At 69.6% G+C, this 13,075-nt stretch carries 12 protein-coding genes; 7 read left to right on the forward strand and 5 right to left on the reverse strand.

Features of this window, described 5'->3' with window-relative positions:
* Positions 1-44 precede the first annotated feature (44 nt).
* Together V1Y59_RS05330 and V1Y59_RS05335 are read right to left on the reverse strand one after the other, a co-directional pair.
* A complete protein-coding gene (locus V1Y59_RS05330; RefSeq protein ID WP_330503793.1) occupies positions 45-782 on the reverse strand; it encodes a TIGR03089 family protein in 738 nt (245 codons plus the stop codon).
* Positions 782-2,908, reverse strand: a complete 2,127-nt coding sequence (locus V1Y59_RS05335) for an LCP family protein (protein ID WP_330503794.1) — start codon at positions 2,906-2,908, stop codon at positions 782-784. The genes V1Y59_RS05330 and V1Y59_RS05335 overlap by 1 nt, the downstream gene beginning before the upstream one ends.
* A 208-nt stretch (positions 2,909-3,116) precedes the next feature.
* Here V1Y59_RS05335 and rfbD point away from each other — a divergent pair, with 208 nt between their 5' ends.
* Genes rfbD through manB form a run of 3 tightly spaced genes read left to right on the forward strand, consistent with a single transcriptional unit; the run spans position 3,117 to position 6,084 of the window.
* Positions 3,117-4,040 (forward strand): dTDP-4-dehydrorhamnose reductase, encoded by a 924-nt coding sequence (gene rfbD / locus V1Y59_RS05340; RefSeq protein WP_330503795.1) that lies wholly within the window; start codon positions 3,117-3,119, stop codon positions 4,038-4,040.
* Positions 4,041-4,091: 51 nt separating this feature from the next.
* Entirely contained in the window at positions 4,092-4,985 is an 894-nt protein-coding gene (locus V1Y59_RS05345; protein ID WP_330503796.1) for a glycosyltransferase family 2 protein, read from the forward strand.
* Entirely contained in the window at positions 4,975-6,084 is a 1,110-nt protein-coding gene (manB, locus tag V1Y59_RS05350; RefSeq protein ID WP_330430433.1) for a mannose-1-phosphate guanylyltransferase, read from the forward strand. Before V1Y59_RS05345 ends, manB begins: the two co-directional genes overlap by 11 nt.
* A gap of 184 nt (positions 6,085-6,268) precedes the next feature.
* On the opposite strand, the gene V1Y59_RS05355 is transcribed toward manB, so the two are convergent.
* The gene (locus V1Y59_RS05355) at positions 6,269-6,937 is read right to left on the reverse strand and encodes an O-methyltransferase (protein ID WP_330503797.1); all 669 of its coding nucleotides are present in this window, start codon (positions 6,935-6,937) and stop codon (positions 6,269-6,271) included.
* Positions 6,938-7,218: 281 nt separating this feature from the next.
* Here V1Y59_RS05355 and sigE point away from each other — a divergent pair, with 281 nt between their 5' ends.
* The 4 genes from sigE (at position 7,219) to tatB (ending at position 10,608) form a co-directional block, all read left to right on the forward strand.
* The gene (gene sigE / locus V1Y59_RS05360) at positions 7,219-7,830 is read left to right on the forward strand and encodes an RNA polymerase sigma factor SigE (RefSeq protein ID WP_330430431.1); all 612 of its coding nucleotides are present in this window, start codon (positions 7,219-7,221) and stop codon (positions 7,828-7,830) included.
* 133 nt (positions 7,831-7,963) lie between these two features.
* Positions 7,964-8,539 (forward strand): hypothetical protein, encoded by a 576-nt coding sequence (locus V1Y59_RS05365; protein ID WP_330503798.1) that lies wholly within the window; start codon positions 7,964-7,966, stop codon positions 8,537-8,539.
* Positions 8,540-8,542: 3 nt separating this feature from the next.
* Positions 8,543-10,126 (forward strand): S1C family serine protease, encoded by a 1,584-nt coding sequence (locus V1Y59_RS05370; protein WP_330503799.1) that lies wholly within the window; start codon positions 8,543-8,545, stop codon positions 10,124-10,126.
* A gap of 26 nt (positions 10,127-10,152) precedes the next feature.
* Positions 10,153-10,608 (forward strand): Sec-independent protein translocase protein TatB, encoded by a 456-nt coding sequence (gene tatB / locus V1Y59_RS05375; protein WP_330503800.1) that lies wholly within the window; start codon positions 10,153-10,155, stop codon positions 10,606-10,608.
* Between the two features lie 10 nt (positions 10,609-10,618).
* Here tatB and V1Y59_RS05380 read toward each other — a convergent pair whose 3' ends face one another.
* Together V1Y59_RS05380 and V1Y59_RS05385 are read right to left on the reverse strand one after the other, a co-directional pair.
* Entirely contained in the window at positions 10,619-11,764 is a 1,146-nt protein-coding gene (locus tag V1Y59_RS05380) for an Mrp/NBP35 family ATP-binding protein (protein ID WP_330503801.1), read from the reverse strand.
* 54 nt (positions 11,765-11,818) lie between these two features.
* Positions 11,819-12,946 (reverse strand): lytic transglycosylase domain-containing protein, encoded by a 1,128-nt coding sequence (locus tag V1Y59_RS05385; RefSeq protein ID WP_330503802.1) that lies wholly within the window; start codon positions 12,944-12,946, stop codon positions 11,819-11,821.
* Between the last annotated feature and the right edge of the window lie 129 nt (positions 12,947-13,075).

The following is a 13,075-nucleotide window of genomic DNA, read 5'->3' on the forward strand; positions in this document are numbered from 1 at the left end:
CGTCGGACGGGGTGACCGCACATCGTCGTCGATCCAGACGAGCGTCAATACAGCGAGATCGTCGCCCGCTCGGTGTCCGCGACCCCCGCGAGGCGGTCCTCGGCGGGATTGGTCACCGCAACCAACGACGCCCCGACCACCAACGGGGCGAGCAGGTTCGCGATGACGCCCGCGGAGTCGTGCCAGGGGCGCGCGGAGAGCACGCGGGCACCCGCGACGATGTCGTCGGCGCCGGCGGCATCGCGCGCGGCGGCGAGCACCGTGTCCGTGGACTCGCCGTCGAGCACCGGTCCGGTCGGCGTCTGCGACGGCGAGTACTGATCGCCGTGCACCCGGACAGCGGTCGCGAAGTCGGTCACGCCGACGGGGAGGTCGCGGACCCCCATCGCGAACGGGTCGAGCGATGCGACGAGGAGTTCGTCGACGCCGTCGTGATCGTCGATGCGGCCGGCGGATGTGATCGCCGCGCCGAGACCGGTCGGGTCGATCGCGGTGGCGTCGCCGTCGGGCCCGGGCAGCCGCACATGAGCTCCGGCCCACCATGCCCCGAGCAGGATGGCCGCCGTCTGCCAGTGCTCGGGCAGATCGACCAGGACCTCATCGCCCGGACCGAGTCCGAGTTCGTCGACGAAGAAGTTGGCCGACTTGGCCGCCCAATTGCCCAGCGTCGCACCGGAGAGTTCGGTGCGTTCGCCGGTGGCGTGGTCGTAGTAGGTCAGCAGCGGCTGCGACCAATCCGTGACGGCGGCGAAGACCGCACCCGTGATCGTGTCCGATGACATCAGTTCACGCACGTCGGGCCGTCGGTTCCGGCGGTGATCGGTGGCCGGTTGTTGCCGACACGTTCGCTGGCCGGGACGTTGTCGACCTGTGCGCCGGTGTCGAGGATCGAACCGGGGCCGCCGTAGGTGTTGGTGAGTACGGCCTTGAGGCGCTTGTCCGGCAACGACGAATCGACCCGGACCTCGGCACCTCCGAGATCCTGCGCGAGCTGCCGTGCCCCGGCGTCCTCGGCATGCGCGTAGACGACGGTGTCGCGGTCGTCGGCCTGTCCGCTCGCGGTCTCTCCGCTCTGGAAACCCTTGGTGGTGAGGATGTTCGCGACGTTCGCGCCGAGGCCGTCGACCGTCCCGGCATTCACCACGTCGACCGTGTAATCGGCCCGCTCGACGGCGTCGGCGTCCTTCTTGCTGTTGAGGAGATCATCGGTGAACGACCGTACCTGGCGGGGGTCGACCTCGACCACGCTCTGCTGACCGTCCTCACTCCACCCCTGCTCGGTGACGACGGGGATGGTGGCGAACTTGACGCGTCCGCCGCTGAGGTCCTTGAGCTGTTCGGCGAGTTTCACCACGTCCCAATTGTCGTCGATGACGACCGACCGCGACACCGCCCGCTGGAGCTCGGAGAGCTTCCCGGGATCGGCGAGCATGTTCGCCGAGAGCATCTTGTTCGCCAACGACGCCATGAACACCTGCTGACGGGTGATGCGGTCGAGGTCGCCGCGCGGCAGCCCATGGCGCTGACGCACGAAGCTGAGTGCCTTGGGCCCGTTCAGCGTCTGCTCGCCGGCGCGGAACCTGGCTCCCGACAGAGGTTCACGCACCGCCTCCTTGAGGCACACGTCGACGCCGTCCACGGCATTGGTGAGCAGCACGAAGCCCAGAAGTCCGACCTCGGCGTAGTGATCGACCTCCACGCCGGTCAAACCGGCGACGCTCTCGATCAGCGCGCCACGCCCGGCCTGCGTCCCTTCCTTCTCCGCGGTCGCCTCGCTCTGCCCGGCCTCGACGGCGCGCTGACGCACACCCTCTTTGGTGGTGCCGTAGGCGGCGTTGATCTTGGACATCCCGATGCCCGGCACCTCCACGTACGAGTCCCGGGGGATCGAGATGGCGGTGGCCGACGATCCGTCGTTCGGGATGCGGATCAACAGAATCGTGTCGGTGTTGGTGGCGATCTCCTCGCCGGAGCGCAAGAGATCGAGTTCCTCCTGCGACAACGGGTTGCCCTTGGCGTCCGTGCGGGAATCGGTGCCGACCAGCAGGATGTCGACGGCGCCGTCGTCGGCGCCGCCGAGGCCCAGACCACCCAGCTGGGTGATGTTGGAGTTCAGGTTGTTGACGTTGTTCCACGCGTAGCCGGTGCACAGCAACACCGAGATCGACAGGAACGCGATGAGCCCACGACCGACTCCGGCGCGAGTGGTCTTCGCGCGCCAACCCGGCCGAGACGTCGCCGGTCGGCCGGTGGGTGGAGCGGACCCCGTGGACCGGCGGGTCCGCGGTGCGGCCTCGCCAGATGGGGCGGACGGCCGACGCCGGCCACCGTTGTCCAGCGCGGCGGCGGGACGTCCCGACGGGTCGGCCGGCCGGGCGCGTCGACGCTTGGGTGGCGTTTCGCCCGACCCGCGGTCGCGGGTGTGGATCTCGTCCGACGTCGCGCGGCGTTCCGTCGTCGTCGACTGTGGTGCCGGACGTCGCCTGCGGGGCGGCGCGTGCTGTCCGTCCGCCCGGGGTCGACGGCGGTCCTGAGGCGCCCGATCGCCCGACGGTGCGGGTCGTCGGGGAGGGCGCGCCCGCTGCTGGTCGGGGCCGAGTTGCTCCGGCCTCGGCTGTCCCGGACCCTGCTCTCCGGGACGGGGTCGCCGGCGACGGGGCTGGTCAGGGTGGGGTCGTTCGGAACGTGGCCGCTCGGGGCGGGGTTGGTCAGATCGGGACTGTTCGGACCGGGGCTGTTCAGACCGGGGCTGATCGGGACGGGGCCGTGCCCGGCGCGGTTGCTCCTGTCGCCGGCGACCGCCCGCGTGATCCCGGGCGCCGGTGGACTCGTCGGGACGTGCGCGACCGCTCCGAGGTCGGCGTGCATCACCAGGTCGAGACTCCACGTGCGGGCCGTCACCTTTCATCGTCGGTCACCACCTCCAGCGACCGCCGCCCGGTCGGGTGTTGCGCAAGTGCATGCAGATGTCTGGAGGTGTTGGCGTTTCAGATGTTGCTGTTCTGACGTCAGGCTATTGAAGTGACGAACGAAATCCGGGTCCGCCACGCCGAGACATTGCGTCGAGACCCACATCACGGGCCGCTGTCGCCTCGTCGGCGCCTCCGTGCGGCACGATGTCATCCATGGGATCGACGATCTTCGTCCTCGGTGCGGCCGGGCAGCTCGGTGCCGCGCTCCTGGCCGACCCGCCCGTGCCATCGGTCGAGGTGAAACCGCTGACCTCGGCCGACATCGACATCGCGGACGCCTCGTCGGTGGCCGACGCATTGTCGGGCCTGCGATCGGGCGACGTGGTGCTCAACTGTGCCGCCTACACCGACGTCGACGGCGCCGAATCCGACTCCGCGCGGGCGTACGCCGTCAATCGGGACGGCCCGGGCAATCTGGCGCGCGCCACCCGGGCGTCCGGCGCATGGCTGATCACCATCTCCACCGACTACGTGTTCTCGGGTGCCGCGGCCGCCGAACAGGCACCCCGACGCGACACCCCGTACCAGCCGGACGACGTCTCCGGTCCCCCCGAGACGGTGTACGGCGCGTCGAAGCTCGCCGGAGAGCGACTCGCCCTGGAATCCGATCCGACCGCGACGGTGGTCCGCACCGCATGGGTCTACACCGGTGGGCCGACGAGTCGAGACTTCGTCGGCACCATGCGACGTCTGGAGGCCGAACGCGACACACTCAGCGTCGTCGACGACCAGACGGGATCGCCGACCTACGCCGTCGACCTCGCGGCCGGACTGTGGGAACTCGTGGGACGCGGGCCAGTGGAGGGCACCTCCGGTGCGGTGCTGCACGCGACCAACGCGGGCAGTGTCACCTGGTACACCGTGGCGCGGGAGGTGTTCGCCGAGGTCGGTGCCGACCCTGATCGCGTCCACCCCTGTACCACCGCCGACTTCCCGCGTCCGGCGCCGAGACCTGCGTATTCGGTGCTCTCCGGCGACTCGTGGGCATCCGCCGGGCTGACGCCGCTGCGTGACTGGCGGATGGCGCTGCATGCCGCGGTCACCCTCGACCACGCCGCGGTGGACTGACACGTGCCGCACCCGCAGAGTGCGCCGGCGCAGGTTGGTTACCCTTACCCGGTGACCGCTGAGCTTGCCGTCGTGACGGTGACATATTCGTCGGGGAAGTACCTCGCGACGTTCTTGGAGAGCCTCGAGAAGGCGACGGAGTCCCCGGTGCCGCAGGTCGTGATCGCCGACAACGGTTCCACTGACGGCGCGCCCGAGGCCGCCGAACGCGACCACGACAACGTCACCCTGGTGCGCACCGGCGGCAACATCGGCTACGGCGGCGGGATCAACCGGGCCGTCGCGGAGGTCGACTCGTCGGTGGAGTTCATCGCGGTGGCCAACCCCGATGTCGAATGGTCTCCCGGCGCCCTCGACGACCTCCTCGCCGCCGCCCGCCGCTGGCCACGGGCCGGCTCGCTCGGGCCGCTGATCCGCGAGCCCGACGGATCGGTGTACCCGTCGGCGCGACGGGTACCGGACCTGATCTCGGGTGCCGGTCATGCCATCTTCGGGACCATCTGGAAATCCAATCCGTGGACGACCGCCTACCGCGCCGACAACGCCGAACCCAGCGAGCGGCCGGTCGGCTGGTTGTCGGGGTCGTGTCTGCTGGTCCGCAGGGCGGCGTTCGACTCGGTCGGCGGCTTCGATTCCCGCTACTTCATGTACATGGAGGACGTCGACCTCGGCGACCGGCTGGGACAGGCGGGCTGGCTCAACGTCTACGTCCCCGGGGCCGAGGTCGTCCACACCAAAGGGCATGCGGCCGGACGTGATCCGGACACGATGCTGCCTGCTCACCACCGCAGCGCCTACCGATTCCAGGCCGACCGGCACCCCGGGGTGCTGCAGGCGCCGGTCCGGCTGGCGTTGCGTATCGGGTTGGCCGTGCGTTCGCGGGTCGCCGTGATCGCGGCCCGTAGGTCAGGGGAACGACACCGAGGAGGAAGCCATGACCAGTGACAGCCCAGTCGGGCCGCCGAAAGGGGACACCGGCGCGGTGCAGGCCGTGGTCCTGGTGGGCGGGAAGGGCACACGGCTACGGCCACTGACGTTGTCGGCGCCCAAGCCGATGCTGCCCACCGCCGGGGTCCCGTTCCTGACCCATCTGCTCTCCCGGATCAAAGAGGCCGGTGTCGTCGACGTCGTGCTCGGAACCTCGTTCCAGGCGCATGTCTTCTCCGAGTACTACGGCGACGGTTCCAAACTCGGCCTGAATCTGACCTACGTCACCGAGACCGAGCCGCTCGGCACCGGCGGTGCCATCCGCAACGTCCTCGACGAGCTGACGGCCGACACCATTCTGGTGTTCAACGGCGACGTGCTCGGCGGTACCGACGTCCGCGAGGTGCTCGCGACGCACCGCGAGAGCGGCGCCGACGTCACGATGCATCTCGTGTCGGTGAGCGATCCGCGCGCCTTCGGCTGCGTGCCGACCGACGAGACCGGGCGGGTCACCGACTTCCTGGAGAAGACCCAGGACCCGCCGACCGATCAGATCAACGCGGGCACCTATGTGTTCCGGCGTTCGGTGATCGAGGAGATCGAGCCGGGGCGCGCGGTGTCCGTGGAACGCGAGGTGTTCCCGAAACTGCTCGCCGACGGCCGGCACATCCAGGCGCATGCCGATCACGCCTACTGGCGCGACATGGGCACCCCGGAGGACTTCGTTCGTGGTTCAGCCGATCTGGTGCGCGGGATCGCGCCCTCACCGGCGCTGGGGGACCGGCGTGGCGAGTCGCTGGTGCACGAGGGTGCGGGCGTGGCGCCCGGTGCGGTGCTGATCGGCGGAACCGTCGTCGGCCGCGGCGCGGAGATCGGCCCCCGGGCCCGTCTCGATGGCGCGGTGATCTTCGACGGTGCGGTCGTCGAGGCCGGTGCGGTGGTGGAGCGCAGCATCGTCGGCTTTGGTGCGCGGCTCGGCCCTCGCGCCCTCGTCCGGGACACCGTCATCGGGGACGGCGCCGACGTCGGGGCTCGCTGCGAACTGCTGCGTGGCGCTCGGGTGTGGCCCGGAATCCAGATCCCTGACAACGGAATCCGGTTCTCCACCGACGTGTGAGCCGCCCAATCGACGGCAAGTAGCGCCCAGTCGACGGCAAGTAGCGCCCAGTCGACGGGATGTAGGACCCAGTCGACGGGATGTAGGACCCAGTCGACGGGAAGTGGCGCCCAGTCGACGGGAAGTGGCGCCCAGTCGACGGGAAGTGGCGCCCAGTCGACGGGGTGTCCGAATGGATGCGGTGTCAGCGCGCCTTCGTCGCGGCCAGGACGCCGGCGCCGAGCGGGATCACGACCGGGAGCAGTCGTTCGTCGTCGGCGATCAGCAGTGCCGCCTCCCGGGCCGCGGCCACCGGCGGATCGGTGCGTGCGGGGTCGGCCACCGCGCCGTCGGCGGTGGCGTTGTGCACCACCACCACGCCTCCGGGGCGGAGCATGCGGATGGCTTCGGTGACGTGTCGCGGATGGTCGATCAGCGGGCCGTCGACGAACACGAGGTCGTAGGATTCGTCGGCCAGCCGGGGCAGCACGTCGCGGGGGGCCCCGTTGATCAGCCGGGTACGGCCCGGTGCGATGTCGGCTCCCGCGAATGACTGCCGGGCCGCACGGTGATGCTCGGGTTCCGGGTCGATCGTGGTCAGGACGCCGTCGGCGGCCATGCCGTTGAGCAGCCAGAGCCCGCTGACGCCGACGCCGGTGCCGATCTCCACCACGGCATGCGCATCACACGTGCGCGCGAGCAGCGCCAGCAGCGCGCCCACGGCCGGTGCCACGGCCGAGGCGCCCAGTTCATCGGCCCGGTCACGCGCGGCCAGCAGGGCATCGTCCTCGACGATCGCCGACTCGGCGTAGTCGATGAGTGCACTGTCGGGCGATGCGGTCGGTGGGTGCGGGCCGCCTTCTGAATCGGTCACTCTCCGAGGTTATGTCCCGGCGTCGGGTTTGCGTGGGCGGCGCGCCACTGTCGGTCCGAAAACTCGGTGGTCAGCGCGCCGACGCGACTCTCGCCGACCGGCCGTTCACATCCTCAGCGAAACCTCAGGACTCTCATACGGCGACCACACCACGGTGCGAGAGGGTTCAACTAGCGCACTGACGGCTCGACCGGCGGAATAGATCGTCGAGAGCCCTGGTTTACCATCGTGAACATCCGTCATCCTTCGCGATGACCGGGGAAGGGAACTGGCCACTCAACATGACTGATCCCCTGGGGTCTGCAGACGTCGTCCCCGCCGGCACCGCCGGCTTCGATGCCACCGGCGACGACACCCTGATGCCGTCGTGGGATGAGTTGGTGCGCGAACACGCCGACCGCGTGTATCGCCTCGCCTACCGCCTGTCCGGTAACCAGCACGACGCCGAGGACCTGACCCAGGAGACGTTCATCCGGGTCTTCCGCTCGCTGAAGAACTACAAGCCGGGCACATTCGAGGGCTGGCTGCACCGCATCACGACGAACCTGTTCCTGGACATGGTGCGACGCCGGAGCAAGATCCGGATGGAAGCGCTGCCCGACGAGTACGACCGCGTACCCGCCGACACCCCCGACCCGCAACAGATCTTCCACGACGCCAACCTCGACCCCGATCTGCAGGACGCGCTCGACGCCCTGCCGCCGGAGTTCCGCGCGGCGGTTGTCCTCTGCGACATCGAAGGGCTGTCCTACGAGGAGATCTCGGCGACGCTGGGTGTGAAACTGGGCACCGTGCGCAGCCGTATCCACCGTGGTCGGCAGACCATCCGCGACCACCTCAACTCCCGCGGTCACACCGACAGCCGGTCGGTCGCGATCGGCTCTGCTCGCTGATCCGTTCACCCGACTTCCGTCTCGCGGGAACCGCTCGCGCCCGGGCGTCGTTGTCATCTTCGGATAGGCTGGGTGGCTGCGCGTCGTCGACGAGGCGTGCGCACCCCAGCACGGTGAAAGAGGTGAACGTCAGATGGAGATGAACCGGGGTCGACCCACCTCGGGGCAGCACAGCCAAGGTCTCGACGGCTTCCTTCCCGCACCGAATCTCCGACGACGACGCCGCTCGGCGTGGAATCCCGCGACCTGGTCCCCGGTGGGCACCTCGTTCGCCCCCAATCGCAGCTATCGGGCGCCCGGTACCCCCGGTGGGCGCCGTTTCGCCCCCACCGAGCACCTCGCCCCCGAAGCCGTCGCCGCGTTCGTCGATGCCGAACTCGGGATGAACGCCCATCTGCGGGCGACGCAGCATCTCGCGCACTGTCCGGAATGCATGGCTGCCGTCGACGCCCAGGTCAGCGCGCGCACGCGACTGCGCTCTGCCTCCGACGTGTCGATTCCGGACTCCCTGCTCGGTCAGCTCAGTCAGATCCCCACCCGGGAGATCGACGTCACCGACATGTCGCCGGACGCCCAGACGGTTCGGCACGACCGCTCCCCATGGGAGCACTCGGACGCAGCCGAACCCGTACCCCTTCCGCCCGGTCTGGTCGGAGGCCGGCCCGCCGGTCCGCAGTGGTCGTGGATGAGCCGTCGGCGGGGCCGCTGACCGGTGGAGGCCAGAGGGGACAACGAACTCGACAGGTCGACGTGGGGGCCCGACGACACCGAGCTCCATGACACCGACCGCGATGACACCGACGTCGATGCCACCGGGCCCGATCGGTCGGCGACGACCGAGGCCACGCCCGGCGAGGCGGGAGACCGCCACGTCCCGGTGTCGCCGAATACAGCTGCAGTGTTCGGCCGTCCCGCAGGAGTCGAGGGCTCCTTCGCGAACCCGGCTACGACGCACCCGGGCGGGGTGGACGATCGCCCGATGCCCGAGGTCGCTGCGCCCGATCCGGTTCTCGCCGAGGCATTCGGTCGTCCCGTCGGCGCGACCGAGACCCTGCAGCGAGACCCCTTGGCGTCCTACGGGGAACCGGACGCGCCGGACGACCCGGCCGATCCGTGGCGCGACCCGGAGAGCATGGCGTCCCTCACCGACCCCGCACTGACCCCGCCGGTGGTCGCCGAACCGACCGATCCCGGACCCAAGCTGGGCATCCAGGACATCCTGTTCGGCAAGCGGGTGAGTTGGCACGCGCTGGCGACGCTGGCGGTCCTGGCGCTGGTGGTCGGGCTCTTCGGCGGACTCATGGGACGATGGACCGCCGAGGTCGTCGCGCCCCTGAACTCCGACTCGGTGCAGCTGTCCACGGGCGACGCGGAGGACGGGGCGCCGCCGCGGTCCCCGGTGGCGGGCGTCGCGCGGGCGGTGGAGAAGTCCGTGGTCGCACTCGATGTCCGGACCGCGAGTTCGGTCGGTACCGGGTCGGGATTCGTCATCGATCCGGACGGCTACATCGTCACCAACAATCACGTCATCGCGATGGCAGCCAACGACCGCAACGCCAAGTTGGAGGCCGTGTTCTTCGATCGCACGCGGGTTCCCGCCCGCATCGTCGGCCGTGACATCAGGACCGATCTCGCCGTGGTCAAGGTCGACAACGTCGACAACCTCACGGTCTCCTCTCTCGGCAACTCCGATGACCTGCAGATCGGGCAGGAGGTCATCGCCTTCGGCTCCCCGCTGGGCCTGGATCGCACCGTGACCAGCGGCATCGTCAGTGCGCTGAACCGGCCGGTGCCGTTGCGTCCGGACGCCGAATCCGACACCGACGCGGTGATCGACGCCATCCAGACCGACGCGGCCATCAACCCCGGCAACTCCGGCGGCCCGCTCGTCGACGACGACGCCGAGGTCGTCGGCATCAACACCGCCGGACTCGTGCCCGGAGGTGGGTCGATCGGTCTGGGCTTCGCGATCCCGATCAACCAGGTGGTGCCGATCGCGCAAACCCTCATCCGGAACGGCGAGGTCCGCCATCCGCAGATCGGGGTCAACGCGAGTTCGGTCCGCAACGACCGCGTCCTCGGCGCGCAGATCCGCAACGTCGTCGCCGGTGGGCCCGCCGACCGTGCCGGGGTCCGCGAAGAGGATGTGATCACCTCGTTCAACGGCCGCACCATCGAGAGCGCCGATGAATTGACGGTGGCGGTCCGGACGGCGAAGATCGACGACGAGGTGCCGTTCACATACTGGCGTGACGGGCGTACCTTCACCGGTACGATCACTCCGGCCAGTGACTGATCACGGTCCGGCGAGGGGAAGGCGACATGTTCAGCAGCATCGGGTGGGGTGAGATCGCCGTCCTGCTGGTCGCCGGTCTGGTCATCCTCGGCCCCGATCGTCTTCCGGGCGCGGTCTCCTGGACGATGAAGTCCCTACGACAGGTCCGCGACTACGCGACCGGCGCCACCGACCAGCTCAAGAACGAACTGGGCTCCGACTTCGACGACCTACGCAAACCGCTGTCCGACCTCAACGAGCTCCGTGGGATGACCCCACGCGCGGTGGTCACCCGGCACCTGCTGGACGGCGACGATTCGATCTTCAAGCTGGGTCTCGACAACACCACCGTCGACCGGTCGACGACCGACACCCCGGAGATCAAACCGGTGTCCGCGCCGCTGCCGGCGCCACACGGGGAAGACGACGCATCGTCGTCCGACACGACCACCCGGACTCCCGGGTCCCGTCAGCACCAGGTCGGCGACTGGGACGCGACCTGACAGACACCCGTCAGCCGTGCCGCGTCGTGTCGAGCCCGAGGCTCATCCCGGCGAGACCTCGTCGGCGAACCGCCAGTTTCTCGGCGACCGCTCGGAGCGCGGAACCGGACGCGGACTCCGGATCGGACAGAACCACCGGCATGCCCGCGTCACCGCCCTCACGCAGGGTCGTCTCGAGCGGCACCTGACCGAGCAACTCCACCGACGAGCCGACCGCGCGGGTCAACCGTTCGGCGACCATCTCGCCGCCGCCCGAACCGAACGGCTCCATCCGCGAGCCGTCGGGCAGTTCCATCCAGGACATGTTCTCCACCACACCCAGGATCTTCTGCCGCGTCTGCAGGGCGATCGCGCCGGCACGTTCGGCGACCTCGGCCGCCGCCTGCTGCGGAGTGGTGACGACCAGGATCTCCGCACCCGGGATGAGCTGGGCGATGGAGATGGCGACGTCCCCGGTACCCGGCGGGAGATCGAGGAGCAACACGTCGAGGTCGCCCCAGTAGACGTCGGCGAGGAACTGCTGCAGCGCCCGGTGCAGCATCGGGCCGCGCCAGGTCACCGGGGTGTTGCCGTCGGTGAACTGGCCGATCGAGATGAATCGGACGCCGTGGCTCTGCGGCGGCATGATCATCTGCTCGACCTGCGTGGGCTTGGCGTCGCTACCGAGCATCCGGGGCACCGAGTGGCCGTAGATGTCGGCATCGAGCACACCCACACTGAGTCCGCGTTCGGCGAGCGCGACGGCGAGGTTCACGGTGACGCTGGACTTGCCGACGCCGCCCTTGCCGGAGGCGACGGCGTACACGCGCGTGAGTGAACCCGGTTGGGCGAACGGGATCACGGGTTCGGCGCGGTCTCCGCGCAGCTTCTTGCGCAGTGTGGTGCGTTGCTCGTCGTCCATCACGTCGAGTTCCACCCGAACCGTCCCGACTCCGGGGACATCGGCTGCGGCGGTCTCGACGCGCCCGCTGATCTCGTTGCGCATCGGGCAACCCGACGTCGTCAGGTACACGACGATGTCCACGCTGGCGTCGTCGTTGACGGTGATCGACTTGACCATGCCGAGGTCGGTGATGGGTTTGCCGATCTCGGGGTCGTTGACCTTGCTCAGTGCGGCACGGACCGCTGATTCGGTGGGGAGAACTCCGGTAGTCATCCCTGCCAGCTTAACGCTCGGGCATATCGGTCCTGGCAGACCGTGTGGCCGACGTCAGCGGGCGGCGTCGGGAACCGGTGTCGTCGTCGGCGCACCCTGCCGGCGCGATTGCGGGTTGTTCCGCGGCGTCGGCTCCTGTCCGGGGGCGGTCCGCGGCTGCAGCTGCGGCGGCAGCATCTCCCGGGGGATCAGATCGGGCGGCAGACACAGCTGACCGATACAGGTGGGCGGGGGAGTGCTGCTGGTCTCGGGCGTCGTCGACGACGGTGCCGACGAACTCTCGCCCGGGGTCGTCGGGGTGGACGGTTTCTTGGTCGAGGACTTGCTCGGCTTGCGCTTCGGTTCCGGGATGGGATCGGTCGGCATCACGCCGGTGGCGTAGGCGCCTGCCCAGCTCAGGACGTTGGCCACGTACTCCATCGAGCGGTTGTAGCGCAGGATCGCCGAGACCTTGTTCTCTTCGGCCAGGATGTCGGTGACGCCCGCACACAGGTAGCGGCCGGCGGAATAGGTGGCGTCGAAGACGTTGTTCGGGTCCGACTTGCCGTCGCCGTTGGCGTCCGATCCCCAGCTGGCCCAGGTGCTCGGGATGAACTGCATCGGCCCCATGGCGCGGTCGTGTGACGCGTCGCCGTCGATGCTGCCGCCGTCGGTGTCGCGGATCACCGCGTTGCCGGCGAGGGAGCCGTCGAGGATCGGCCCGGCGATCGGGTTGATGGTGGTGCCGAATTCGTCGACCGAGCCGTTGGACGCGTGATTGGACTCGATCCGGCCGATTCCCGCCAGCAGGAACCACGGCAGCTTGCACTGCGGGGACTCGGCGTCGACGCGATTGGCGGCGAGCTTGTAGGCCTGCAGCACCACCCCGGGGATGCCGAGCGGGCCGCTCGGCAGACTCGCGGCGATCCGGAATTGTGGCGCGACGACCGGCTCGGGGGTCTTCGGCGGCGGTGCGAAGCCCAGCAGCGTGACGGGCGCGCCGGGCACGATCTGCGCGGCAACGACGGGGGTGTCCTCACGCACGGTTTCCGGTTGCGCGAGCGATCCGCCGGCTGCGCTCGACGTCGCCGCTCCCAGCATCATCGCGCCGACCAGCACGCCGCCGGTGCCGACCGCGAGCGCGCGCCGGGACACACGTGCCCGGCGTGGTCCGCGGGTACGGCGGAACGGTCGCGGGCTCACCGCTCACCCCTCGGCGACATCGTCCCTCCCGTGGCCGGTGCGGTCTGCGACCGCGAAACCGACGTCGACTGCCTGTCCACACCCACTCCGTCTGTCCACCACTCGTGTATGTCCGCCTGACCTGCGCGG

It is taken from the genome of Gordonia prachuapensis (assembly GCF_036350515.1).
In the GTDB taxonomy this organism is placed as follows: domain Bacteria; phylum Actinomycetota; class Actinomycetes; order Mycobacteriales; family Mycobacteriaceae; genus Gordonia; species Gordonia prachuapensis.

Coding starts and splice junctions, on each gene's coding strand:
- V1Y59_RS05330 (WP_330503793.1), bottom strand. CDS start 782: ATGTCATCGGACACGATCACGGGTGCGGTCTTCGCCGCCGTCACGGAT.
- V1Y59_RS05335 (WP_330503794.1), bottom strand. CDS start 2,908: ATGAAAGGTGACGGCCCGCACGTGGAGTCTCGACCTGGTGATGCACGC.
- rfbD (WP_330503795.1), top strand. CDS start 3,117: ATGTCATCCATGGGATCGACGATCTTCGTCCTCGGTGCGGCCGGGCAG.
- manB (WP_330430433.1), top strand. CDS start 4,975: ATGACCAGTGACAGCCCAGTCGGGCCGCCGAAAGGGGACACCGGCGCG.
- sigE (WP_330430431.1), top strand. CDS start 7,219: ATGACTGATCCCCTGGGGTCTGCAGACGTCGTCCCCGCCGGCACCGCC.
- V1Y59_RS05365 (WP_330503798.1), top strand. CDS start 7,964: ATGGAGATGAACCGGGGTCGACCCACCTCGGGGCAGCACAGCCAAGGT.
- tatB (WP_330503800.1), top strand. CDS start 10,153: ATGTTCAGCAGCATCGGGTGGGGTGAGATCGCCGTCCTGCTGGTCGCC.
- V1Y59_RS05380 (WP_330503801.1), bottom strand. CDS start 11,764: ATGACTACCGGAGTTCTCCCCACCGAATCAGCGGTCCGTGCCGCACTG.